Annotated in this window: 18 protein-coding genes and 4 pseudogenes; 16 read left to right on the top strand and 6 right to left on the bottom strand. The window is 67.9% G+C overall.

The window, feature by feature from the left end; translation table 11 throughout:
- Positions 1-84 precede the first annotated feature (84 nt).
- Together CV755_RS33230 and CV755_RS37315 are read left to right on the top strand one after the other, a co-directional pair.
- A complete protein-coding gene (locus CV755_RS33230; RefSeq protein WP_109284596.1) occupies positions 85-1476 on the top strand; it encodes an MFS transporter in 1392 nt (463 codons plus the stop codon).
- 222 nt (positions 1477-1698) lie between these two features.
- Entirely contained in the window at positions 1699-2142 is a 444-nt protein-coding gene (locus tag CV755_RS37315; RefSeq protein ID WP_109284594.1) for an RDD family protein, read from the top strand.
- 340 nt (positions 2143-2482) lie between these two features.
- Here CV755_RS37315 and CV755_RS33215 read toward each other — a convergent pair whose 3' ends face one another.
- Positions 2483-3061, bottom strand: a complete 579-nt coding sequence (locus CV755_RS33215) for a hypothetical protein (protein ID WP_109284592.1) — start codon at positions 3059-3061, stop codon at positions 2483-2485.
- Between the two features lie 1182 nt (positions 3062-4243).
- Here CV755_RS33215 and CV755_RS33205 point away from each other — a divergent pair.
- A pseudogene (locus CV755_RS33205) lies at positions 4244-4894 on the top strand (G1 family glutamic endopeptidase); the annotation flags it as partial.
- A gap of 148 nt (positions 4895-5042) precedes the next feature.
- On the opposite strand, the gene CV755_RS33200 reads toward CV755_RS33205, so the two are convergent.
- Positions 5043-6167, bottom strand: coding sequence for a hypothetical protein (locus tag CV755_RS33200; RefSeq protein WP_109284586.1), 1125 nt, complete (start codon positions 6165-6167; stop codon positions 5043-5045).
- A 218-nt stretch (positions 6168-6385) separates the two neighbouring features.
- Here CV755_RS33200 and CV755_RS37015 point away from each other — a divergent pair.
- The 3 genes and pseudogenes from CV755_RS37015 to CV755_RS33190 form a co-directional block, all read left to right on the top strand.
- A pseudogene (locus CV755_RS37015) lies at positions 6386-6514 on the top strand (SOS response-associated peptidase family protein); the annotation flags it as partial.
- 126 nt (positions 6515-6640) lie between these two features.
- Positions 6641-7147: an HD domain-containing protein gene (locus tag CV755_RS33195; protein WP_109284584.1), complete on the top strand. Its 507-nt coding sequence runs from the start codon at positions 6641-6643 to the stop codon at positions 7145-7147.
- 180 nt (positions 7148-7327) lie between these two features.
- Positions 7328-7759: a hypothetical protein gene (locus tag CV755_RS33190; RefSeq protein ID WP_109284582.1), complete on the top strand. Its 432-nt coding sequence runs from the start codon at positions 7328-7330 to the stop codon at positions 7757-7759.
- Between the two features lie 337 nt (positions 7760-8096).
- On the opposite strand, the gene CV755_RS33185 is transcribed toward CV755_RS33190, so the two are convergent.
- Positions 8097-8885 carry a calcium-binding protein gene (locus CV755_RS33185; protein WP_109284580.1) on the bottom strand — a complete coding sequence of 263 codons (789 nt, stop codon included), beginning with the start codon at positions 8883-8885 and terminating at the stop codon, positions 8097-8099.
- Between the two features lie 592 nt (positions 8886-9477).
- On the opposite strand from CV755_RS33185, the gene CV755_RS33180 reads away from it, so the two are divergent.
- A complete protein-coding gene (locus tag CV755_RS33180) occupies positions 9478-9681 on the top strand; it encodes a hypothetical protein (RefSeq protein WP_241561569.1) in 204 nt (67 codons plus the stop codon).
- A gap of 474 nt (positions 9682-10155) precedes the next feature.
- Here CV755_RS33180 and CV755_RS33175 read toward each other — a convergent pair whose 3' ends face one another.
- On the bottom strand, positions 10156-13224 hold the full coding sequence (locus CV755_RS33175; RefSeq protein ID WP_153068787.1) for a spherulation-specific family 4 protein: 3069 nt from the start codon (positions 13222-13224) through the stop codon (positions 10156-10158).
- 175 nt (positions 13225-13399) lie between these two features.
- On the opposite strand from CV755_RS33175, the gene CV755_RS36840 reads away from it, so the two are divergent.
- On the top strand, positions 13400-13531 hold the full coding sequence (locus tag CV755_RS36840) for a hypothetical protein (protein ID WP_277751892.1): 132 nt from the start codon (positions 13400-13402) through the stop codon (positions 13529-13531).
- Positions 13513-14399 (top strand): annotated as a pseudogene (locus CV755_RS33170) (IS5 family transposase); the annotation flags it as partial. The gene CV755_RS36840 and the pseudogene CV755_RS33170, both read left to right, overlap by 19 nt.
- Before the next feature lie 6 nt (positions 14400-14405).
- Here CV755_RS33170 and CV755_RS33165 read toward each other — a convergent pair.
- On the bottom strand, positions 14406-14855 hold the full coding sequence (locus CV755_RS33165; protein WP_161968790.1) for a nuclear transport factor 2 family protein: 450 nt from the start codon (positions 14853-14855) through the stop codon (positions 14406-14408).
- Positions 14856-15179: 324 nt separating this feature from the next.
- On the opposite strand from CV755_RS33165, the gene CV755_RS33160 reads away from it, so the two are divergent.
- Complete coding sequence (locus CV755_RS33160) at positions 15180-15824, top strand: LysE family translocator (protein ID WP_109284577.1); 645 nt, start codon at positions 15180-15182, stop codon at positions 15822-15824.
- A 631-nt stretch (positions 15825-16455) separates the two neighbouring features.
- Here the strand turns inward: CV755_RS33160 and CV755_RS33155 are convergent.
- Positions 16456-17169: a DUF6215 domain-containing protein gene (locus tag CV755_RS33155; RefSeq protein ID WP_109284575.1), complete on the bottom strand. Its 714-nt coding sequence runs from the start codon at positions 17167-17169 to the stop codon at positions 16456-16458.
- A gap of 304 nt (positions 17170-17473) precedes the next feature.
- Between CV755_RS33155 and CV755_RS33150 the strand changes: the two genes are divergently transcribed.
- The 6 genes and pseudogenes from CV755_RS33150 to CV755_RS33120 all read left to right on the top strand — a co-directional run bounded on the left by CV755_RS33150 (position 17474) and on the right by CV755_RS33120 (position 23423).
- On the top strand, positions 17474-18010 hold the full coding sequence (locus tag CV755_RS33150; RefSeq protein ID WP_277751891.1) for a winged helix-turn-helix domain-containing protein: 537 nt from the start codon (positions 17474-17476) through the stop codon (positions 18008-18010).
- A 604-nt stretch (positions 18011-18614) separates the two neighbouring features.
- A pseudogene (locus CV755_RS37310) lies at positions 18615-18809 on the top strand (hypothetical protein); the annotation flags it as partial.
- Positions 18810-19282: 473 nt separating this feature from the next.
- Positions 19283-20098 (top strand): SDR family NAD(P)-dependent oxidoreductase, encoded by an 816-nt coding sequence (locus CV755_RS33135; protein WP_109284573.1) that lies wholly within the window; start codon positions 19283-19285, stop codon positions 20096-20098.
- Positions 20099-20917: 819 nt separating this feature from the next.
- A complete protein-coding gene (locus CV755_RS33130) occupies positions 20918-21202 on the top strand; it encodes a helix-turn-helix domain-containing protein (RefSeq protein ID WP_109284818.1) in 285 nt (94 codons plus the stop codon).
- The gene (locus CV755_RS33125; protein WP_109284571.1) at positions 21199-22851 is read left to right on the top strand and encodes a helix-turn-helix domain-containing protein; all 1653 of its coding nucleotides are present in this window, start codon (positions 21199-21201) and stop codon (positions 22849-22851) included. The genes CV755_RS33130 and CV755_RS33125 overlap by 4 nt, the downstream gene beginning before the upstream one ends.
- A complete protein-coding gene (locus CV755_RS33120; RefSeq protein WP_109284569.1) occupies positions 22851-23423 on the top strand; it encodes a transcriptional regulator in 573 nt (190 codons plus the stop codon). Before CV755_RS33125 ends, CV755_RS33120 begins: the two co-directional genes overlap by 1 nt.
- Positions 23424-23546: the final 123 nt, after the last annotated feature.

The raw sequence follows: 23546 nt of genomic DNA, 5'->3' as shown, positions 1-23546 counted from the left end.
GCCGATTTCGGACATGCATGGCCCGATATCCGATCTTGACCGGAAGCCTGAGGCCCACCACTCTTGTCGAGTGTGAGGGGACCCATGGCAACCGGAAGCCCGGCCCGCGGTCGCGCGATACTGGGCGTCGCCTGCGCGGGCATGTTTATGACCCAGCTGGACTCCACCCTTGTCAATGTGGCGCTGGGAGCGGTGAAATCGGAGTTTTCCGCTCCCACCACCACCGTGACCTGGGTCGTCGATGCCTATCTCGTTACCTTCGCGGCCAGCCTGCTGGGCCTTGGTGTCCTGGGCGACCGGCTCGGCAGGAAGCGTACGTATCTCACCGGCCTCGCTCTCTTCGCCGCGACCTCCGCTGGCTGCACCCTGGTGCCGGGCATCGGCTGGCTCATCGCACTGCGTGCAGGTCAAGGCGTCGCGGCGGCCTGCGTTCTGGTCACCTCGCTCGCGGTGCTGCTCGACTGGTTCGCCGCCGAGGACCGGCCCCGGGTCATCGGCTGGTGGGCGGCGGTCGCGGGCATCTCCCTGGCCGTCGGGCCCGTGCTCGGCGGCGTGATCGTCGACGGCCTCGGCTGGCGTTGGGTCTTCTGGCTGCACGCCCCCGTCGCACTACTCGGCCTCGCCCTGGGCCCGCGGACGCTCCGCGAGTCGTACGGCCCCCGACGCCCCCTGGACTGGCGGGGGCAGCTCCTGGCCGCCGCCGCGCTCGCCTCCCTCACCTGGGGCATCACCACGGGCGCCGGCTCCGGCTGGACCCGCCCGCTCCCCCTGCTCCTCCTCACCCTGGCGCCGCTCCTGGCCGGGGCCTTCGTCCTGGTCGAGTCCCGCTCCACCGCCCCGCTGGTACCCCTGCACCTCTTCCGCTCCCACCGGTTCGCCGCCACCAACCTGGCCGCCGCGCTGGTGAGTTTCGGCACGATGGGGCTGCTCTTCCTCATCAGCGCCTATATGGTGCAGATCGCCGTCGGCTCGGCCACCGCCGCCGGACTCTCCATCGTCCCGCTCTTCGTGGCCCACGGGCTGGCCAGCCCGTTCTCGGGCACCCTCCAGAAACGCTGGGGCAGCCGGATCGTCACGGCCGTCGGATGCGCACTAGCCGCGGCCTCGACCTGGTGCGTCGCCGCGTCTCTCGGTAACCGGCCAGTCATGACGGTGGCACTCCTGACCTGCGGGGCCGGGGTGGGCGTCGGCATGTCCGCCCTCGTCGCCGCCGCGGTCGCCGCCGCCCCGGCCGACGCCGCAGGGCTGGCCTCCGGCCTGAACAACACCGCGCGGCAGATGGGCAGTTCGGTGGCCGTGGCTCTGCTGGGAGGTCTGATCGCGGCCGCCACCACCCCTCGCGACGGCGTCCGCCTGGCCCTGGCCGTCGACGGCACCGCCTACCTCCTCGCCGCCGCCCTCACCCTCTCCCTGCGCAAAACCCACGCCTCCCGCATCATCGACGCGCCGGTCAACTGCGAGGACCATGTGGCCTGAACGCCAGGCGTGACGCCCACCCCGGCCCATACTGCACCCGGTACACCCAGGCACCCCGGCCGCCGCCAGCCCCGTCCCGTAGCGGGCCGGCGTCCGCGACCTTGATTGAGATCAGCATCGCGGCCGGGATCGCGACGGCGTATCAGGCCAGTTTGGTGAGGTTCTCGCCGGTGTGGACGGTCATCGAGACGGTGGCGAAGATACTTGGCACCGATATGAGCGATGTTTTCTGGGTGCTCAACTGGGCCGTGGCCGACGCCTTTTTTTGTCTGGCAGTGGGCTCTGCGAGGGCAGACCGGTCAGTCCCTGGGCCAGCGGCTCATGGGTATCCGTACGGTGTGCGAGGAGACCGGCCAGCCGCTGGGGCCCGGGCGGTCCGTACTCCTCTGCCGAGCCGCAGCGTGTGCGCCCGCCACCGGGCCCAGGAACTCGCAGGGGCGGTGGCCTGATGTCCCAGAAACCGCAGCTCAGCTGCATGGGAGCGAAACCTTCCAGACGGTCATGGAGCAGTGGCGGCACAGCAGGGACGTCCGAAGCGCCGGCGGTAGTGCTACTGACTATGAGCGGTCGCCCGGCCATGAAGATCCCGAACCACGGCCGGAGTGGAGAACGGGCATCGGCGCGAGCAGACTTGAGAGGGGTCCGGCTCGCCCCTGGGAGGAGTGATGGTTACCAAACAAGCGGTGGAAGTCCCCGTCGGTGGTTACGGGGACCACAAGACCGACTTCGGCGACCTTCCGGGGAGGGTGGGAAGGCCCCGTCCGGCAAGGTGCTCCGGGACGGGCGGGAGCCGTGGAACCTTGTGGCGGCGATCAGCGCGCTGGTCACCGGGCGAGCCCGGCTGCTCCCGGCCGTCGGCGCGCTGTGCGAGCGGTGGTCCATCGCCCCGGTCAGCCCCTTGTGGTAAGGCAGGGCTGGCCGGGAAGAACCCGGCCCGGGAAACCGGCCCCGGCCTCGTTATGGTCCGGCGCGTCACCTGAGCGGTCGTTGACGCAGTGGTGTTGGGTCACCGTCGGGTGAACAGGTAGCGGGAGACGATCTTTTCGGCGTCCTTCTCTGTCACGCCCAGGGCCCGTGCCAGCTGCTCGTCGGATGTGCCGTCTGCCTGGGTGCAGGTGATGGCCGTGTGCCCGGTCCGTGCAACGGTGCGCTCGAGAACGGAGAGTGCCCTGAGCGCGGCCAGTGGCGCTTCGACGGCCAGGCCGGTGAGCTTGGCGTCCAGCTGCTCGAGCAGGTCGGGCAGTCCGGTGGGCAGCGGGACCGTCTGCTGCTGGACGTCGGCGATGTGGTGTACCCAGTCATCGTGGACGGCGGAGGTGTCGGTGGTCTCCGGCCCGTCAGCGGCCAGCGTCCAGTTGACTGGGATGAGGTGGGTGCCGCGCCAGCCGCATGAGCAGATGCCGCGCAGGTGGGTGGCCTTCGGGGTGCCGAAAGTTCCGTCGTAGAGCCACCAGTTGGTCGAGGCGTGCATGGAACCGCCGCTGCCCGTGTCGAGGTAGACGGGCTTGGGTTCGCTGCCGTCGGCCAGGACCGCGCCGGCCCGGCCCTGGTGAGCCGCGCCGAACTCTTCCGTCTCCCAGTCCATTTCTTCCTCCGTTTCGTCCAGCGTGCTGGGAGCGCTGAGCATGCCGGAGCCTGGGGGCTGCTGGCAGCCGAACGTCCGAACCGGTGACCACCGTGGGGCGTGAAGCCGCGGGGCCGGACCGATGATGCGGCGGTGTGCTGTGCAGGCAGTTGGGGCAGCGAACCCAACTGGCCTGTGACAAAGGCCACTTGCGGGTCAGGGACTTCTGGTCTCGCCCGTGGTGAGACGGCCGATTATGCAGGCCAGGCGGCCTCCTGCCGGGCAGCTCGCCTTCCCTGCCGACAACGTTGCGTGCTCGCACATGATCATGGAGTGATTTTTTTCGGGGGTTGCGTGAGTGAGCGGGCGCACAACTCGCCATCGTGGAGACCAGAGTCGGCCGGCTCTGAACTGCCCCGGCCGGGTCGCTCCAAGGCCCCCGGCACGCGACAGGGACACGATGACCAACCACGAGCACCTCCTGGAGCCAGGCACTCCAGCCTCCAAACAGCCACAGCCGCTGGATGGGCCGCTGCCGCTGCCGCTGGACTTCGAGGCGTACTACCTGGGCCACCAGGAGTTCTTCCACTCAACAGGGCCTGAAGGCTACCAAGTTCAGGCCCTGGCTGACGGGGACCTGCGGGGGACTCACAGACCTCAGCAGCTGACCCCTTCAAGGGTGTTCTGAGCGCGTTCGAAGGTCCGACCCTAAGAGCTTGCCAACGAGCACCCCTGAAACTCTCCCCAGACGCTTGAATAAGGAAGAAACGGCCGACCCTCGCCATGGCCTGACCCTTTGGCTATGATAGATACTGCGGTAGGTGGATATATCCTAGAATGTTGCTGGTTCACATACACGCTGATCCAGTCAGTCGCAGGTCAGTGAAACTGCGATGCACGGCGGAGAGATTCCCAAGGAGTCGACATGCCGGTCACAGAGTTGCCGGGCGGCGTCACAGTAGAGACGCATCGACACCCGCCCGAGGAATTTAGCCCGCTCGAAGCCAGCAAGAATGAATTGGCCGAGTACGGATTTCCGCCCGCGTTCGCCGAAGATGACGAGCTGCGCAACGCATGGGCGAAAATACCCAGAAGGCCGCACAGATATATAGAGCCGACATTTCAGCCATTGGGTCTTCAGACTCACCCATATAGACCAACGGAGCCTGGAGGGGGCGGAGTCGGCGGCCCTTTTGGTGCGGCGCGGCCGCAAAGGACCCGGGTGGCAACATCACCTGGGTCGCCGGCTCCTGGGTCACACCGGTCGACGTCGGACCCCCTTGCAGCGGACCCGTTGAATGCGAAACCGAGCACCTCTTCAGCTGGGTCGGAATAGACGGCTACGGTAGCCCTGACGTGCTCCAAGCTGGCACGGTGGTGGAGTTCAAGAGCTGCTTCGGGGAACTAACGCGGCAGGACTACGCAGTCTGGGAATGGTTTCCAGAAAAATGGGCGAAGATAGACAACTTCCCTATTTCGCCAAACGAGTCCGTGCACTGCTTCATTCTTGCGGGGAAGAGTGGCGAGACAGGGTGGGTCTACATGACACGTCACCCCGGCCCTGGCCCTGACCCCACTTTCTCGTACACGGTGCATGCTCCGCGGGGACAGCGCCTGGTGGGAAACTCCGCTGAATGGATCGTGGAACCACCAAAGGCCAACGGGAACGAGACGCCCGATAAGGTTCTGAACTTCCGCAGGGAAAAGTTCATCCAATGCAACGCCAAGGGTCTGGAGAACTTGTTTATCGACGGGTTCGATATCCGCACCCAGGACTCCGCGAATCAGCTAATCGCCCGCGGAGAATGGCACACTGGTAACACGGTGAGCTGCACGTATGTGTATCCGTGCTGAATTTGCCCGACGGCTGCCAGGGCCCCCTGCGGCCAGAAGCTCGTCGACGATGCGGCCAGTGGCGAGGCTCAGCCGCTCGGCGACCTCTCGGGCGGTGAGGGGCATCTGGGCATCTACTCAGGCGTAGTTCGGAGAAGATGCGGTTGCGTCACTTACCGGCTGTGCGCCGTCGCCGCCATAGCACCGCGCCGCCGAGCGCGGCCACTGCTGCGGCCCCCACCCCGGCCGTGGTGGTCAGCATGGCGGAACCGGAGGAATCCGAGGAATCGCCGCCGCCCGGGGCGGCTGTGATCTGAAGGTGCTCGGTTCGCTTGATCCGGCCGTGGTGGCTGATCACGGTGACGGGGTAGCTGCCCTGGCTCGCGTCCCGGCGGATCCGTGCGGGTGCGAAGTAGCGCGGGTCATCGCCGTCACCGGCCTTGCTGTCGTCCCGCTTCAGCCGCACCGGGTGTTCGAAGGCGGGTGAGGTCGCGGTCAGCTGATCCTCCTCGCCGGGGTCGGGGTTGGCGTCGTGCCAGAGCACCTGGACGGTTCCGCCGGCGCCCACCGTGCGCTGGGCACGGGCCTGTTCGGGGCTGTCCGACGGGCCGAAGAAGGCCGGACCCTGGACCTTGCCCAGGTAGTCGTTGTCACCGGGCCGCGCGGCCGCGATCTTCAGTGGCTTCTGGTCGATGGCTCGGCCGTGCGGGCCGTTGAGGGTGACCGTGTAGGTGCCGTCCTTGGCGGTACGCGGCACGGTCACCAGGGCCTCGAACAGCCGGGGGTTGTTCCAGTCGCTGCCGTTGGCGTCGTGCGTCAGCCGTATCGGGGAGGGGAAGGCCGGGGAGGTCACCGAGAAGGAGGAACCGGTCTCGCCCGGGTACAGGTCATCGAAGGAGATGCCCAACTGCTCGCCCGGGCGGATCACATCATCCGGGGTGGTCACATGGAAGACCGGCCGCTGGGCCTCCGTCACACCCAGCCGCGCCTTGGCCACCACCCGGCCTCCCACGCTGGCGGTGAGCGGGTACGACCCGGGCTTGGTCCTCATCGCGATCGGCACCCGGCCATGGATGCCCTCAAGGGGCCGTCCGGTCAGCCGTACCGGGTGGTCAAAGGCCGGAGAGGAGACCTCCGCCTCGTCGCCCGTGATGTCCTCCACCCGGACGTCCACCAGTTCTCCGGGCCGTAGGAAGTCTCCCCCGGTGACCTGCGCATGTGTGTTGTCGCCGCCGTCCGCGGCCGCGGTGACGCCACTCGTCAATAGCAGCGCACCGGTTGCAGCCAGGATCATGACCGTTCGCGTGCGGTTCATTGCGCCACCCCCCTTTTTGTCACCGCATAAGAGGGGTTGCCGGGCCCGATGGTTGCCCGCGCGTTCAGTGGCACTGCCAGGGGCCGCAACCCCGGCCGGCGCCCGCTTGGGTCCTCCGCGAGCATCCCAGTCCCTACCGACAGGGCCGGCCGGGAAGGACTCGGCCCGGAAAGCCGGGCCGGCCGTAGGGTGACCGCATGTGCGGCCGATACGCCTCCACCCGTAAACCGCAGGACCTGGCAGGGCTGTTCCGCGTGACCTCCTGGGACCCGCAGGAAGCACTCGCCCCGAACTGGAACGTAGCCCCCACCAACAACGAATGGTCCGTCCTGGACGGCCAGGACCCCGCCATCGGCGAGGTCCTGCGAAAGCACGGCGCCGCCTCACGGCGCAATACCGGCCGCAGCAGGGTTGCTAATGCCGCGCTACAAAAGACTGACGAAGGAGTGAAAGTGATCTCTGTCCGTGAGGTCGAGATTCTGGCTGACGGCGCGCATGCCGGGCAGATCGACAAGATCGGAGTCCCGTACATCGAGCATGTCCGGGAAGTGGCCGCCGGGCTGAGCCCGTTCGGCGACGAGCTTGTCATGGCGGGCCTGTTGCACGACCTTTTGGAAGACACTGCCTGGACCGCTGAGCGTCTGCGCCAGAGGGGCGTGCCTGACCGGGTCGTTGAGATCGTCGTGGCGGTGACCAACCAGGCGGGGATGACATACGACGAGAAGATCCGCCGTATCACCGCTGATCCTCAGGCAACACTTGTAAAGATCGCGGACAATGCACACAACTCCCATCCTGACCGGGCGGCGCAGCTTCCCGCCGACAAGCGGGATCGCCTGGCAGCGAAGTACCGCTCCGCGCGCGCTGAGCTGTGGCCCGCTGCGAGGCGGGGCGACGTCGAAGCCATCATCCGCATCGTCAACCCGTCGCTGCTCGGTGAGTTGGACGCCCATCACTGATCACACCGACTCCGAGGACAAGGGCGATGCCGGGAGGTCTTCGAGTTCAAGGGTCTCGCACTGCTTGTAAGCGCTGGCCTCGGGCCCGCGGAGTTCCGACTGCACGGTCCTGGGATCTTTTCACTCTCGTTCCGGGCGCACGGCCTGACCGCCCGCAAATGCGCCGACTGCGGTGCGCCGGTGACCGACCGGCATCCGCACTGGCCGGGCGTGCTGGTTAGCGTGGAGAGCGAGCACGGGCCGGTGTGCGAACGTTCGCGCCTCGGGGGCGAGTCCCTGCAGTGCGTCGGCCACGTCCTCGATGCCGCCCAGGCCCGCCCGGCCGGGAAGCTAACGGGCAAGGAGCAGAAGGTCCAGTGCCGGCACTGCGATGTGCACGTGACCGAGCAGCACCCCGACTGGCCGGCGGTGTGGACCGAGGCCGGCGGATACTGCCGCCCGGTCTGCGTGCTCGGCGCCGGCTGCGACGACGCCCAGGAGTACGACCTGGTCGACTGCGTCTACCCGCACATCCCCGCCGACGCCGACAGCCCGGCCGCGGCCGCCATCGCCGACGCCAGGCGAGTCGGCTACTTCCATCAGCCCCGACTGCCGATCTTCGTGGGGAGCTGAGCGCAGCAGCCTGCAGGGAGGCGTCAGGAGTCGTGGGCTCCTGGAAGACGTGAGGCCAGGTGACCCGGCGACCCGGGAGACCGGCCTGTTGAGAGGGGCACCTGGATTTTCCTCCCCGCGTGCGGGGGTGGCGGCCCGGTGCGACGTGCGATCGGGCAGAGGGCCGCCGTGCCGCGTCCTGTCGTACGGCACTTTTGACCGTATGGCCGCAGTCCGCACCGGGCACTCGGAGCGGACCGGCAGAGTGATCTCCTGCCGGATGCCAAGAACGCTCAGACCGAAAGGCCTCCGGTCTGAGCCTTCTGCGCTTGCTGGAGGGGTGAAGACCCTCTGCGAGTTACTTCACGCCGACGTAGACCGCTGTGGAGGCAACCGCCGGGGTAGTGGACGTGCCGGCGAAGGAATAGCGGAAGTAGCCGTCCGCCGTGGCCTTCATTGTCGTCCTCAGGTTGCCCTTGCTGTCCGTTGTGATGGTCTTGAGGGTCTTGTAGGTGCTGGTGCCCTTCTTCTTGAACTGAAGCTGCACCGGCTGCTTGGCGTAGCCCTCGTATTTGTAGGTCTGCCAGCTGGCGCGGGTCAGGGCGCCCGTGACGGTGATCGTCTTGTTCTTCTTCACCGGTTCCGGTGACACATGGACCGTCAGTCGGGAGTTGCGCAGGACCTTTGCCGTCGCGGCGGGATCCTTGGTGATGTAATCACCGTCGTTGGCCAGGGCGCTGGCTCTCACGTTCCAGGTCCCGGCCGTGGTGTTGTCCTGGGGATGGATGCGCGGGTTCATTTCCATCGTGTAGGTGCAGGTGGTCGTGGTGAAGCTCTGGCGCACGCACTTGCCCACGATGTCGTCGGGCATCAGGAGACCGTAGGAGTCGCCGTTCGGCAGGGCCGTGCGCCACAGGACCGGGAAGGTCCTTCCAACCAGGATTCCCGAGTCGTCCGTTGCGGTCACCGCGATGGTGAACGTCTTCACATCCGTGGTCCCCAGGACGATGTCCTTGCCTCCGTTGACGACCACCTTCGTAATCCTGATATCGCCCGAGACCTCATCTGCCTGGGCAGCCCCCGGAATCACGAGCGCAGACAGAGCGAGAGCCCCGGCGAAACCCGCCACGGCGGTGCGGTGATGCATGAAAGCGTTCCCCCCACGTTCCAGCGCCTCAGGAACGTCCCGAGGCCGGGATGACAATGCCCACCCGGTACGCGGGCGGCACGGACATGACCACCAGATCGCAGGAATGGTTGCCCATCGATCACACGGCTGCCAGGGCAAGCGCGCGGCTCACCCCCAATTCCGGCCGCGGTCCTGATGAGCTCGCTCGCCTATCCCCGGGCCCCCGTACCACCGAGCGGCGCCCTCACGAGGGGTTGCGCACCCCTACCTGCCGGGGCGGACGCTCTCACCGAACGAGTCGTACGCCCTTGCTGTCGCCCGCGCCGGATACTTGCCCGTTGCCCTGTCGGCGGAGGATTACATCGAACTGCTGCCCGCCGTCTGGAGGGCCGTCAACGACTACGGCATCAAGGTCAACTACCGCACCACGACAGCCCCGAACTCAACCGGCTACGGCGGCAACCCTCCGGCATAACGGCCAAGCAGGACCTGTGGGAGGTCCACTACGACCCCTATGACGTCTCCCGCGTCTGGGTACGGCCAAGTGACAGCCGCCGGTGGATCGAGGCCATCACGCCTGCGCAGGCTGATAGCTCGCTACGATACGTCGTTGAACTGGGATTCCCCCTCGGACCCGGGGCCGTGGCGGGAAGCGGAGTGCCACGACTTCAACGAGGCGGTACGCCAAGCGCTCGGCCGCCTTCGCGCCGAACTCGGCCCGGCATGGCAGATTCACGACGAGTTCTACGCGCTCCACGAAGACGCGGACCTCGACCGCTACCTCGCCGACCCAAAGGGATTTGTTCGCTCCTGACCCCGCCGGACGCACTCGTGACGGCTGCGTCTCCGGCGGCGTACGCCAACGGCTGGACCCCGGTCCGACTTCGTGCCCGCTCGGTGCCGACCTGGTGCCGGCCGCCGAGACCGGCCCAGCGAGTTGACCACGAACCCACGGGTTCATCCTCCCAGAATCAGGTCAATCCACCCTCGGGTTCATGCCGAAGAACCTTCAGTTTCCGCGAACTCGCGGGCCTCTCCGGGCGTGAGTAGTTGGGGTACAGGAAATCCCGGTGAGAACGGTCATGGTCCCGTCAGCGCGAGCGTGCTGACCCGGTCGGTCGGGGCCTTGGCGGGTCCTGGTCGTCGGGGCAGAGCCAAACGTGCCTGCCGTCAGTCGGTATGCCAAGGCGGTCGGCGATCCGGGGAGGCGGGTGGAATGGCCGAGGCGGTCGCGCCCGGGGTTTCCAGGGCGCCGACCGCCTCTTTCCGTGTGTGGGGGTCGATCAGGTTATCCGGCGCAGTAGCGGCCGTTGCCGTCCGGGCCTCCGGCGGTTGTGGGGCAGGGCGTGAAGACCTCGGCACGCGGCCCGTAGCCCTCCGCCTGGATCACCAGGTGGTTGGTCGGGGCCTTGGCGTTTCCGATCGGGAGTGTCCAGGTGTAGGTGTAGCCGTCGACGGTGGGCGTCGCACTTCCCAGGGGCGATGACCAGGACCATTCGCCGTGGGTGCCGGTGTAGGCCATCAGGGTGTTGTTCTCCAGCATGTACGCGGCGCAGACGTAGCCCCATTGGTTGTAGTTGATGGGCCAGCACGGAAGTCTGGTGTCGTGGTTCCAGCCGTCGTCCGGCCAGATGTAGATGCGGCGGAAGGAGTAGGGGACGTAGAAGTCCGCTGACACGGTGGTGGAGTCCGCTGTGGCCTTGAACTTGACGTTGCCGACGGTTCGGCCGCCGGGCAGGGACTTGGTCTTGACCGTGACGCTGTTGCTGGCAGCCGATTCCTGGCCGTTGGAGTTCTGCGCGTTGACGGACAGGGTGTAGGAGGTGCCGCCGGGTTCCAGACCGCCCAGGGTCGTCTTGTGCATGGAGGGGGGCAGGACCGCCGCGATGTCGCCGTTGACGCGGACCACGTAGTGGGTGGCGTCGGCGACCGGTTGCCAGTCGATGGTGGTGGAGCTGTAGTCGGTGCTGGTGGCCTGCAGGGCGCCGGGGGCCGCGGGGGCGGGGCCTTCGGGGCGGGGATAGTCCTTGGTCGCCGCCCTGGGCGTGCCCCCGGGGACGGCGGCCTGCAGTGTGGTCAGGTAGTCGGTGCTGGGCTGCTGGTCATAGGGGTTGGGCATGACGTCGTCGGTGATCTGTATGTATCCGGCGCCGCGTTCCCTGGAGGCCTTGGCCGTGCGGTCGATGCCGTCGGCGGGGACGTCGTAGATGATGTGCCAGATCTCCGAGGAGCTCTTGGGCGTCCAACCCAGTGGCTTGTAGTTCAGCTCGGGATTGTCGGCCTTGCCGAAGTAGCCGGCGTAGCTGCCTTCGTAGGTCAGCAGGATGTCGGCGCTGCCCTCGTAGCACTGGGGCACGATGGTGCCGGGATTCAACACCGTCAGCGCACCGCGGTGCATGCCCTTGACGTAGTCGTTGACCTCGCTGTACAGGGCGGGGAACTCGTTGTTCGCGCCGCACTCGTTGAAGCCGTCGTCGAAGAAGATGCCGTCGATGCTGGAGCCGTAGAGCTTGTACCAGGTGTTGACGTCCTGCTCGATCTGGGCGACCCAGTCGGCCGGGTCGAGCGAGCCGAGCCGGGTGCGGCGGTTGTCCGCCCGGCCGAAGTAGCCGGTGTCCACGTATCCCAGGACCCGCTTGCCGGAGGCATGCGCCCGGTCGATGACCTTGCGCCATTCCTCGACGCGCTCGGAGCCGGGGCCGTTGAGGACGTTGGCGACCAGCACGCTCATCTTGTCCGAGGAGGCACCGATCATCCGGTCCCACGCCTTGGGATCACCGACGGGGCTGGTGTAGGCGGCCACCGCGATCTGCTGGCCGAAGCCGTCGTCGGTGCCGCTGTCGCCGGCTTGTGGTTCCGCGACCCAGTCCATGACGAGGGCCCAGCGGATGGCGTCCTCGAACGCCTTGGCGATCTTCTTGTTGCCGGAGTCGTTCGGTGTCAGTCCGTCACCGGACAGGTCCGCGGTGGTCATGGCGTCGGTGTCGGCCAGGACGACGTGCCGTCCCGCGCTCTGCCAGGCGCCGACCATCTTGCGAATCTCGGCGTTGTAGGCGGTGATCCGGGCCTGGACGGCGGGGTCGGTCGCGGGACCCAGGGTGGCGAGTGCCACGACCGTGCCCGGGTTGTCCTTCTGGATCTGGTCGACCAGGTCCTTCAGCCGCTGCGCGGCGCCGTCCTGCTTGCCGTCCCGCATGTCGTACGTGCCGGCCTGCAGCGTCACGATGTTGGGCCGGTACTTCGGCAGGGCGGTCGTGGACCGCTTGGCGATGGCGCTGATCTGCTCGCCGGGAGCGCCCTCGTAGGCGGGGGCCCCCTTCCCCGTGGAGCCGGAGCCGACGAAGTCCACCGGCACGTCCCGCTTTTTGGAGACGAGCGAGATCAGGGCATAGAGCGAGCCGGCCAGGGTGGCGCCGTAGCCTATCTTCTCGGCGGTGCCGATGGTCGAGTCGCCCAGCGGCATCACCTTCAGCTCCGGCGGTTCCGCCGCCGCCCGCATGCCGCCCCACCACACGGGGTAGTGGTCGCTGCTGCCTCCGGGCATACGGCTCGCGGTGGCGTCGCCGGCGTTGTCGTCGGAACTGACGAAGTAGTCCAGCTCGCCGCCGGTCTGGTGGGTGCTCTCTCCGGAGTTGTAGACGTGGGCGCCGACCGGGAAGGTGCCGCGGTGTTGCAGCGTCTCCGGGTCGACGTTGAAATCGCCGCCGGCCGTCCAGCGGTACTGCGCGCCCCAGGAGCGGACGGAGTCGCGGATCGCCGTCAGCAGGGTGTTGGAGTCACCGCCGCCGCCCGACAGGCCGTGCACGTTGAAGTACCAGTCGTCTCCGAACCGGACGCCCAGCGCGGCCCGGCCCCGCGCGATCGGGTTGGTGACGACGCGTACCTCGTCGGGCTGGTTATGGGTGATGGTCGCCAGGTTCACCCGGCCGCCTTGGCCCCGGCCGCCGTTGTCGTCGGTCTGGATGAAGAAGACGTGGTACGGGCTGGGCTGCACCCGGCTGGTGAACGGTTGCCAGGTCGAGTGCCGGACGGTGTCACCGTCCGCGGTGGTGACGTCCGGCTGTTGGGTGCCGTGGCTCGGGCCCTGGGGCCCGGCTTCCTGGATCAGGACGATCTCGGCGTCCCTGGCGTAGTTCTCGACCTGCGAGGTCCACTTGCTGGCCTTCCCGTCGCCCTCGCCCTGGATGTTGTTGGTGATGATGGACGTCTGCCGCAACGGCGCCGCGGCGGCGGGGGAAACTCCTGGCGCCACGACGAGTGCCGTACCCAGAATCGATAGCGTTACCAGTGCCGCCCTGGGTCTGGTCACCAGACGCAGCCGGGCCAGTGCACCGGTGAGGTGTTTGTTTAAGTTCACCACAGCAAGACTAATGGCATTTACATCTATGCGATCTGCACGATCGAGCGGCCTACGGCATCCCGCGGCGCACAGTCCACCCGCCCGGAAGCCACCGGCCGGAAGGCCCGCATCACCACCCTCGAACAGCACGCCGTCGACCTGGAGCTCAGATCTGCATTGCCATGCCCAGTCGGTGCGCGCCCGTACGACGCAGCGCGATCAGATCGCGGCCGTCATCGTCGAGGAAGAAGAACCGCTCCAGGGTCTGTTGCAAAAGTGGATCTCGCTCGGTGATGATCGGGCGCTGTGGCGCGTGGAGATCTGACAGACACACAGTGGGCCAGGCTGGAGCTGCTGTTGCCCAAGGGGAAGAAGCCGGGGAGGCCGCCGATATGGACAAGGCGGCAGCTCATCGACGGGTACGGTGGCGGACGCGGGCAGGAACGCCGTGGCGGGACGTGCCTGAACGGTACGGCCCATGGGATCGCGTGTATGACCTGTTCCGCAGGCGGCAGCGCCATGGCACGTGGCAGCGGATCCTGGAACAGCTGCAGGCCGACGCTGACGTGAAAGGTCTGATCACCTGGGACGTCAGCGTGGACTCCACCGTCTGCCGTGCTCACCAGCACGCCGCCGGAGCCCGTAAAAAGGGGACCTGCAGAAGGAACCGCCCGGGGGCGTCGATACCGAGCCCGACGACCACGGGCTGGGACGTTCCCGCGGCGGCCTGACCACGAAATCCACCTCGCCACCGAGCAGGGCCAGAAGCCGCTGTCGTTGCACATCACTGCCGGACACCGGCACGACAGCCCTTACTTCGGCCGGTCCTGGAGAAGATCCGGGTTACGCGCCCCGGGCCCGGTCGGCCGCGTACCAGGCCCCACAAGGTCCGGGGCGACAAGGCTTACGGTTCCCGCGCGAACCGCGCCTACCTGCGCAGACGTCGGATCTCCTGCACTATTCCGGAGAAGACGGACCAGGTCCGCAACCGCAAGAACCTCGGCTCCCGCGGAGGCAGGCCGCCGAAGTTCGACCGGGAAGACTACAAGCAGCGTCACGCAGTGGAATGCGGGATTAACCGCCTCAAAAGACACCGCGCAATGGCAACACGGTACGACAAGCCCGCGGTCCGCTATGAGGCAACCGTGCTGGTCGCGGCCATCAACGAGTGGCTGCGACCAGCGGACTCACCGTCCGCGTCAGCCGGCCGCCCTCGGCTCTGCGCAGGCGTCGGCGATGACCCGTGTGTCCCAGTAGAACGGACGGATCTCGGTGATCCGCCCGTCCTTGACTGTGATCGTCTGCAGGATCGGAAAGGAGAGTTCGCGGCCTGTCGCACGGGCACGAGCATGGACCTGGGTGAGTACTACCGCAGTCTCGCCAGTGGCGAGGAACTCCTGCTCCACCATGTCGAATGACTCCCAAACGGCACCCATTGCAAGGAAGAACTGCGTCATGCCCGAGTGCTCACGCCAGGTGCCGCCATAGGGCAGAGTCTCGGCCTGATGCAGCACGACATCCGGCGCGAAGAAGGGGGCGAGCAGGTCGAATGAAGCCTCGCCAGGGCCTCCGGCCGCCAGGTACTCCGCCTCAGCCGCATACATGCCAGTGAGGACAGTAACCGAGTCTGTAGTGGATGACATCGTCATGCCGCCAGTGTGATCAGTAGGGGCAGACCCCGCTGGCGGCAATCAGACACCGATATCCCCGCACAGTGCCAGCACTTTCCCAACAGGCCCTGGAACCTGTCCGGCCGGTCATGCGGAGATCGCCGATGCGATCGTGGGCGATGCGTCTGCAGTCGTTGATGTCGTCGACCGGCTGGAGTCAGGGTGCACGGAGACACCGAATGGCAGGACCGTATCCTGAGGCAGGTGATGCAGGCACTGCCGATGCGTCGCAGCCGCCCGTCGCAGCCGGGCGCCGCCCCACTCCGGGTACCAGGTACCCGGCAAACGATCAGGAGTTGACCGGTGATCAGTCTGGCCGCAGTGGGGGGAGTGGCCCTGGTCGAACTGGGCATGGCCCTGACTCCGGGACCGAACATGATCCACCTCGCCTCTCGCGCGATCACCCAGGGCCGCAGGGCGGGCCTGGTCAGCCTGAGCGGGACTGCCGTGGGATTCCTGTGCTACCTGCTGGCTGCGGCCTTGGGCCTGTCCGCGTTGTTCGCCGCCGTCCCGCTGGCGTTCATGGTGGTCAAGCTCGCCGGGGCCGTCTACCTCGCCTACCTGGCCTGGGCCATGCTCAAGCCTGGTGGCCGCTCGCCCTTCGCCCCGGCCCAGGCCCTGCCTCCGGTCTCTGACATCCGCCTGTTCTCGATGGGGCTCCTGACCAACCTGCTCAACCCCAAGATCGCTCTCATGTACGCCGCTCTTCTGCCCCAGTTCATGGATCCGCAGGCGGGCCCGGACTGGGCTCAACTGCTCCAGCTCGGTGGTGTGCAGATCATCGTGGGGATCTCAGTGAACGCTCTGATCATGCTGGGCGCAGCACGGGTGTCGGGGTTTCTGGCCGCCCGGCCCCGCGTGATGACTGCTCAGCGGTTCGCGTCAGGCAGCTTGCTCGGCGTCTTCGCGCTGCGCACCGCCCTGTCCCGTACGCCTGTCTCGGCCTGAGCGATGCCCGCGCGCCGGTGACACCGGTCCTGCTGGGAACAGCCGAACACGTCATGGAGATCGCCGACGCGAACGCGTGATCTGGCTGTTCTCATCAACAGCACCCGGCGCCAGAACCAGAGCGTCTACTGCTGGATTGCGCTGACGTGCAGGAGGGGCTGCGGGATCAGTTCCATGCCCACCCTGTCCGTGCAGACTCTCCAGAGCGTGCAGTCCCGCCTGGATCCCCGTGATTACGTCGACTTGGCGGCGCGGCAGGAGCACTGGGGCCAGGTTGCGTTTGGCAAGCTGACCGATCAGGTGCTGCGGAAGGCGATGGAGAAGCAGGATCCGCATCTGGATCCGGCCGAGCCCCATCGGCGGCTGCACGGGGCGCTCTTGTACGTCGGCCGTATCAGCAACAATCAGTTCGCCTGGCCGGGAGTGGACGAGGCGCAGGCGGAGCGGATCCGTGCGGCGATCACAGCAGAGGCCGAGCGAGTGTTCGCCAGTCAGCCACGCTCGGAGGTGAATCGGGTTGATGCCGCTCTCGGTGGGTTCCGATCGGTCGTGACGGACAAGGGAGTTGCCGACAGGCAGCCCGTGAGCCTGGCCCGGCGAGAACGCCGGATGCCGGGGCTGCCAGAGGCCGTCACCTGCTGGCCGCGGCCCATCCCGGGACCGTCGGCAATACCTTCTCTGCGACGCGGAGCAGTACCGCGTCGTCCGGCACCTCGCCATCCGCGCGCCACAGGACCACCTCGAAGGAGCCGCCGCTGTCCTTGGCCTCCCGGGCCACGGTGAGGGCGCGGGCCGGGACGCCGGGACCACTGCCGGTATCGCTCCCATCGAGGCGGAACCTGATGCTGAGGGTGCGGTCCGAGTAAAAGACCGCCGGGCGGCCCAGAACCGTCTGCTGCCGCGTGCCCTCTCTCACAAGCGCAGTGGACCCAGCCACGGGAAGACGGTCGTAGGAGGCCGACAGCGCCACGGTGTAGGTCCCTAACTCGACCTGGGCCGAGGGAGTGGCGATCTCCTCGCCGTTGGCCAGTTTGACGGAGCCGGCGCTGCCAGCGGCGGTCTTCGCGGTCTTCCCCGGCGCGCCCAGCAGTTCAGCGAGGTCGGGCCGGTTCAGCGCCTCGCACAGTTGCGCCCCGGAGACGTGCCGGGGCGCCTTCCCGGGCTCACCTGGCGCCTTCTCGGAATCCCCGCCCGAGCATGTGGCAGGCCGCAGGTCACTGTCCGAGGACGATGTCTTCCCGAACATCCACAGGCCGACACAGAGCGCCGCTACCACCGCCACGGCCGCGACGGCCTGTCCCCACATGCCCGCGCCCTTCCTGGGCGCGCCGGTATCGTCCGCCATTCCCCCGCCTGGCCTGAGCCCCCGGTACGTGCCGTGGGGACCCTAACCCGTGATCACCAGCTAGACAAGGATGATGACCGTCACCAGTTGGCCTACCGGCGCGCCATCTGATTGATCGCGAAGGCTGTCGCATACCCCGCCAGGCCACCGCCGCGCTGGAGCGCATCCGTAGACCATCCTTGACGAAGGACTCCGAACTGCATGTAGGCACAGCGGGCTGATCCGGCGCCTGAGGGCACCACGTACGCATCTCGTTCCTGGTCGAGGGCGGTCGTGGAAGCAATCCCGACAGCTAGCCCATCCGGTGCGGCTGCGGATGCTCACGATGTGGCCCGGACCGATGTCCGCCGCCGAACTCTCCCGCGAGCTGGGCATCTCCCACGCCCTGGCCAGTCGGCACCTTCGGAGCCTGCACGCTGTCGGCTTGGTCGAACTGGCCGGGGAGCGCACCCGCCGGGGAGGCAGGGAACGCCGCTACCGCACCGTCCAGGGATCACCGCTGTCCGACCGGAACGACGGGGCGCAGCTGCTGGGAGCGGCCTTGGCCCACACGCTCAGGGAGCGTGCCGTGCACCGGCACCCGGAAGGCCGGGGGGTGACGGTCGATGCGGAACTGTGGATGGAGCCGGAGGCATGGGACCAGGCCCGGCAGAAGCTCGCCGACATCGCGGCGCAACTCCACGACGCCGCCCGCCCTGCGCACTCGCCCGGGACGATGCCCGTAGGCGTCACCCTGATGGCCTTTCCCATGCGGGAGACGCCGCGCGCTCACACCCACGAGGAGCCGTCACGGCCAACTACCCCTAGCGAAGGCGCAGTTCATGAATCGACCGATTCCTGAACAAGATCAGCAACATCGTGCTCCGGGTCCGCCGACATCCGGATCGTGCGCGAGAAACGGTGTCAGTTCGTGACGCTGTCGGGGATCTTGGAGATCAGGATTTCCCGCGGTGCGCCATGCGGTTGGTCTTGGTGGTTGACGGCTTTGGTGGCGGGGATTGTGGTGGCCGTGCGATGCCGTAGTGACCTGTTTTGACCTGAAGCTCATTCATACTTCTCCTGGTGTGTCGTGGCCGCGCTCGTTCTCACTGGTGCCGCTCTCGCTGCCTCCGGTCCCGCTCACGCGGTGAAGCCGAAGCCCTGGTGAAGGCGTCGCGGTGCAGGCCGCACACGCGTCGGCCAGCCGCCAGGTGCGGCCGCCCCGGTCGCGGGCCAGGGCGAGCAACACCGGCCGCGGGCAGCCCCGGTGCTGCGGATGCCAACGGCACTCCTGCGCCCGGCACTGACAGGTGCGCAGATGTCCGGGCAGTGCGTCGGCACGGGCGTGGCAGGCCGGATGCGCCAGGACGGCAGACCGTGCGGAAGATGCCTGAAGGGGAGGGGTGCGGGTGGTGCAGTGGAACGCAGACGAGATGTGGTCCGCCCGTCCCTGGGTGCAGTTCCGCTTCCCCTCCTGGTGAGAACTGCAGGACTGCGCCGCCCACGCCCCGGCCGGCCGTGACCTGCAGCCGTTCGTCCATCTCGACACCCACGGCACCGGCGCCGAAGCCCGGCTCGCCTACGTTGCCGTCACCCGTACCCGCAACCGCCTCGACTTCGGCGGCCTGGCCTGGATCGACCAATACCCCGACGGAATCCTTGCGGTAGCGGCGAACCCACCTGCCCGGACCTTTGACGCCTGGTGTCGGCGTACAACAGCCGTCCACCCCGAAGACCATGCGCTTCCCGGCGACCTTCGCACCGGCCGCATAGATCGACGACGAGTGTCCCGCACAAGGGAACGGGGATGGGTGAAGAAGCATCAGAAACCACACGAGCTGAGCTGACACGGTCGGCACGGACTGATCGTTCTGCCGCTCACCAGTGCTGAGTGCCGGGTTCGGGAGCAGGACCGTGTCGATGCGGTGTGCTTCTGCCACAGGCCTCCGCCGTCACACCGTCGCACCGATTACTCGCCGCTTTGTACGCCGCTGCCCTTCGCCGCAGTCGTTCCTCGCCTCGCACCCAGCCGTGTGCCGACGGCAGCGGCACCCGCTCGGCCCGGCGATGTCGGCGCTTCGTATGCTCGCGGTGCGGGGACCGGGTAGTTGACCACCTTCGGAGGCGAACGACCATGTCGGAACAGCGTGTTGTCCTGGTGACGGGCGGGGGAACGGGAATCGGGGCCGCCACCGCCCGGCTGCTGCGCACCGCCGGGCACCAGGTCGTGATCTCCGGGCGGCGGCCCGGGCCACTGCACCGGGTGGCCGAGGAGACCGGAGCACTGGCACACCCTTCCGACGCCGCCGACCCCGAGGCCGTGCGTGAGCTCGTCGAGACGACGGTGACGGCCTACGGGAGACTCGACGGTGTGGTGCTCAACGCCGGAATCGGGCGGGCCGGCGCGGTCGGCGATATCGCGGTCGAGGACTGGGAAGAGCTGATACGGACCAACCTCACCGGCCCGTTCCTGCTGCTGCGTGCCGCGCTGCCGCATCTGCTGGCGGCCCGCGGGGCGGTGGTCGCGGTTGCCTCGGTCGCCGCGCTCCGCAACAGCGTCGGCAACGCTGGCTATGCGACGTCCAAGGCGGGTCTGCTCCACCTCTGCCGCTCCCTCGCCGTCGACTACGGGCCGCAGGGGCTGCGGGCCAATGCGGTGTGCCCGGGTTGGGTGCGGACGGAGATGGCCGACCGGCGGATGGCGCGGTTCGCGGCGGAGGCGGGGCTGGCGGGCGGCGCCGAGGCGGCGTACGAGGAGGCGAACCGGCTGTCCCCCGCCAGGCGGCCGGGTGAGCCGGAGGAGGTCGCCGAGGCGATCGACTGGCTGCTGTCGCCCGCCGCGTCCTACGTCAACGGGGCCGTCCTCACCGTCGACGGCGGGGTGGCCACATCCAGCGTCAGCGGTGTCGCCTTCGACTACCGGATCGAGGCGCGCACCCCGCGCCTGTAACGGCCCACCGGACAGGCCCGTTCCACAGGTCTGGCGGGGCTTGGCCCCAGGGCGGGGCCAGGGCCCCACAAAGAGGCTGGGCCGGGACGGAGCCCAGCGGCAGCCGTGCTCGTCGCCGGGGATTTCGATGCCGGCGGCATGGCCCCATTGTCAACGGCCTCTTGGGGCGCCCCGCTTGTGAGACCTGGGGAGATGCTCCGGTGCCGACCTGCGTCATGCCGCCCCACCACAACATGTCGGGCGCGACGGCGTCGAACGTGCGCCGTACTACGGCTCACCCGAGGATCACGCTGGACTTGTGCGAGGAGGGGCTGGCAGATGTTGCCGACATCATGGCCCGTCCGGCCCCAGTGGTCGAAGAAACAGCGGACCCTCTCGGCCGAGGCCGACCCGCCTGATCTCGTGTTGCGTCGGCTGGAACGGACGGCGCCGCCACGTGTGGAACCAGGCTTCCGAATCCCCGAGCGCCCGGCAGAAGGTGCGGTACGGAACACGGTGCACGGTCTTCTGGTCGCTGATCACCCCGACGAGAGCCGCCGGGTCCGTCCCAGCTGCTTCACCCAGTGGACCATGCAACGTTTGAGCACCGTCACGCTCCATGGCCGGCTCCTTCGTGTCCTTCTTCAGCTGGGCGTTTTTGTGTCCAGTCGCCTTCGGGGTGCGGGGCTCGGAGTGCTGGCTGCTGGTCGGGATGGGATGCGGGGCCTTGTCGGGAGTTCCGTGTCCTGTTGGTGTGGTGGTCAGTCGGCAGGCGCATTTCTGTGATCTGACCCGCCAGTGTGATGCGTTATTTGCATCGCTCTCGGATAGGGTGGGGTGGTGGGTTTGGGTTTGGAGGAGTCGTTGCGGTTGGCGGTGGCTGCGTTGATGCAGGCGACGGGTGATTCGCAGCGGGTGCTTGCTGGGGTGCTTGGGTTGACGCAGACGCAGGTTTCGCGTCGGCAGTCCGGGGCTACGTCATGGACTTTGCGTGATGTCGATGTTCTGGCCGGGCACTACGAGATTGCTGCGCTGGATTTGCTGGCGGGTCCGACCCGGGCGTGCGAGGCGCTGCCCGCCGCTCGGCGCCGTACCGCAGGCGCCGGGAAGGGAGTGGCCCGGTGAGCGGCTTCGACGCGATCGACTCGCTGCTCGCAGGCGTAGGCCCGGAAGCCGAACTCCCCTCTCTCCAGGTCCGCCGGGAGCTGCGGGAGCGGGCGCGGTTGTCCAAGGCCCAGGTGGCCCGGGCACTGGGGGTGAGTCCGTCCACGGTTGCCGGGTGGGAGTCCGGCCGGGATCCGGTCGGTGAGGTGCGGGCCAAGTACGCGTACCTGCTGGACGGTCTGGCCGCCAAATTCACCACCGGCACTGATACTGCCACCGGCACTGGCGCCGGCACCGCCTCTGGTGCTGGCATCGATACTGGCACCGGCACCGACGCCGCCCCGGCGGTGCCGTCTGTTGCCGGGTCGGCTGTGAGGCAGGCCGGTGCTGCAGCGGAGGTTCTTGCGTCTTCCGCCCCGGCGCCCGGTGAGGGTGACGAGGCGGAGGAGGTGCTCGCGGTGCCCGAGCCGTGTGTGTTGTGTGGGTATCCGGCTGGGACTCGGGTGGCGGGCTTCGCCCAGCACCTGGATGCGGCCGACTGTCAGGCCACCGTTGCCGCGCCGCCTGCCCAGCCCGCCACAGCGCCCGCTCGGCCCGAGGCCGTTCCGGTCGGGAAGCCGGCGTCGCGCACCCCGCGTACGTCGGCGCGTCCTTCCGGGCGTTCCCAGGGCCTGTCCCGGCGTGCGTTTCAGGAGCCGTCCGGCCCCGCCGACTTGATCAGCGAGGCGGTCAAGGCCGCGCTGGCCGAGCACCATGGTGACGTTGAGGCGGCGACGGCCATGCTGCTGAAGCGGGCGATCCCGGATGCGATGCGGCTGCTGGACGAGACCCGCAAGGGCGCCCGCTACGACGTGATCGCCCACCCCTGGATTCCCGACATCCTGAAGAAGCGGACTTCCCGCGGTGCGGACGAGATCTGGGAGGCCCGCCCCAAGTGGACCCGCCACGAACTCCCGCCCGGCCGTCACGAGGTGACCGCGCTGGACATCAACGGTGCCTACCTTTCCGCCCTCAAAACCCACCTCCCTCTCGGCCAGCTGGAGCACTCCGCCGGCCTTCCTCACGACCGCCGCCGCGCCGGTGTCCATCTGATCACCCCGCCCGTCTGGGAGCACGAGGCGGTTCTGCCCAACCCGATCGGCCAGCGGGACGAGCCAGGCCCGCTGTGGGTGACTGAGCCGACCTTGCGCCTCCTGCTGCGCCTGTCGGGCCCGAAGTACGGGTTGTGCGCGCCGCCGGAGATTCACGAGTCCTACACCTCCGGTGCCACGGAGAATCTGCTGGAGAAGTTCCGCATCGCCCTGAAGGATGCCCGCGACACCGCGATCGCCGAGGGCGATGAGGTCACTTTGGAGTATGTGAAGGCGATGTACTCGAAGTTCGTTTCGACGATGGGGGAGTCGAACTATAACAGGGAGCTGTACCGCCCGGACTGGATGCACATCATCCGCTCGCAGGCGTTCTCCAACCTGTGGTTGAAGGCGCTCAAGGCCCATGACGAGGGCCTGACGGTCGTGCGCGCGATGGGCACCGACGAACTCCACGTCATCGGCGACTGGCGCGGTGTCTTCCCTGAAGGCCGGGGCGTTACCGAGGTGAAGGTCAAGGACACCTACACCGCCGGGATCGACGCCACTGAGCACACAGGGACGGAAGGGGAGGAGGGGTAATGCCGGGGAAGAACCTCGACTTCGGGAAGTTCGGCGCGCGGGGCGTCAAGGGCAGTGAGGCCGTCGCCCGCAAGCTCGACGAGCTCGCCGGGGGCATCGCTACCCCGGTGGACGTCAAGCGCGGCTGGATAGCGCGTCTGCACTACCTGACGAGGTCGGGCAAGAGCCGCCAGGCCGCACAGGACGCCGGGCTGACGGTCACCGACCGGACGCTGAAGGCATGGCTGGAGGGTAAGCGGTCGCCGTCGAAGGCGAACCTGGCCAGGATCGACGCCGCGTACCGGGCGGTGCGCCGGCAGAACGTCGCCCGCCACCTCCTCAAGCGGCTGAACCGTGAGGGCCGCGGGACGCGGGTGGAGATCCACCCGCTCGATCAGTCCCAGGTCGCCCGGCCGCTGCAGCGGGTGGTGGAGTACCGGACGCTGAACGTGCGCCGCTGGGACCGCATCGTTGGCTCCTGGGCGGCTGGTGACTACCAGGGCCTTGATGCTGCCTGGGACGACACGATCGTGGACCTGGGCTCGCAGTGGGGCCAGTACGAGTACGTCACCAACGTCGGCTTCGCCGCGTAGAAGAGCTGTGGGTTCTTACTGAGTGTTTCGCCCTCTGATTCGTGTTTGATCCCGTGGTTGGGTGGGCTTGATTCGGTTTGACGGACATCCGATATCAGGGGCTCTGGCCCCGGAAGGATGTCC

It is taken from the genome of Streptomyces orinoci (genome assembly GCF_003121295.1).
In the GTDB taxonomy this organism is placed as follows: Bacteria; Actinomycetota; Actinomycetes; order Streptomycetales; family Streptomycetaceae; genus Streptomyces; species Streptomyces orinoci.
This window is presented reverse-complemented; position numbering and strand designations above follow the sequence as displayed.

Excerpts from the sequence above, each read along its gene's own strand:
- CV755_RS33230 (WP_109284596.1), top strand. The coding sequence starts at position 85 with ATGGCAACCGGAAGCCCGGCCCGCGGTCGCGCGATACTGGGCGTCGCC.
- CV755_RS37315 (WP_109284594.1), top strand. The coding sequence starts at position 1,699 with ATGTTTTCTGGGTGCTCAACTGGGCCGTGGCCGACGCCTTTTTTTGTC.
- CV755_RS33215 (WP_109284592.1), bottom strand. The coding sequence starts at position 3,061 with ATGGACTGGGAGACGGAAGAGTTCGGCGCGGCTCACCAGGGCCGGGCC.
- CV755_RS33200 (WP_109284586.1), bottom strand. The coding sequence starts at position 6,167 with ATGATCCTGGCTGCAACCGGTGCGCTGCTATTGACGAGTGGCGTCACC.
- CV755_RS33185 (WP_109284580.1), bottom strand. The coding sequence starts at position 8,885 with ATGCATCACCGCACCGCCGTGGCGGGTTTCGCCGGGGCTCTCGCTCTG.
- CV755_RS33165 (WP_161968790.1), bottom strand. The coding sequence starts at position 14,855 with ATGACGATGTCATCCACTACAGACTCGGTTACTGTCCTCACTGGCATG.
- CV755_RS33155 (WP_109284575.1), bottom strand. The coding sequence starts at position 17,169 with ATGGCGGACGATACCGGCGCGCCCAGGAAGGGCGCGGGCATGTGGGGA.
- CV755_RS33135 (WP_109284573.1), top strand. The coding sequence starts at position 19,283 with ATGTCGGAACAGCGTGTTGTCCTGGTGACGGGCGGGGGAACGGGAATC.
- CV755_RS33120 (WP_109284569.1), top strand. The coding sequence starts at position 22,851 with ATGCCGGGGAAGAACCTCGACTTCGGGAAGTTCGGCGCGCGGGGCGTC.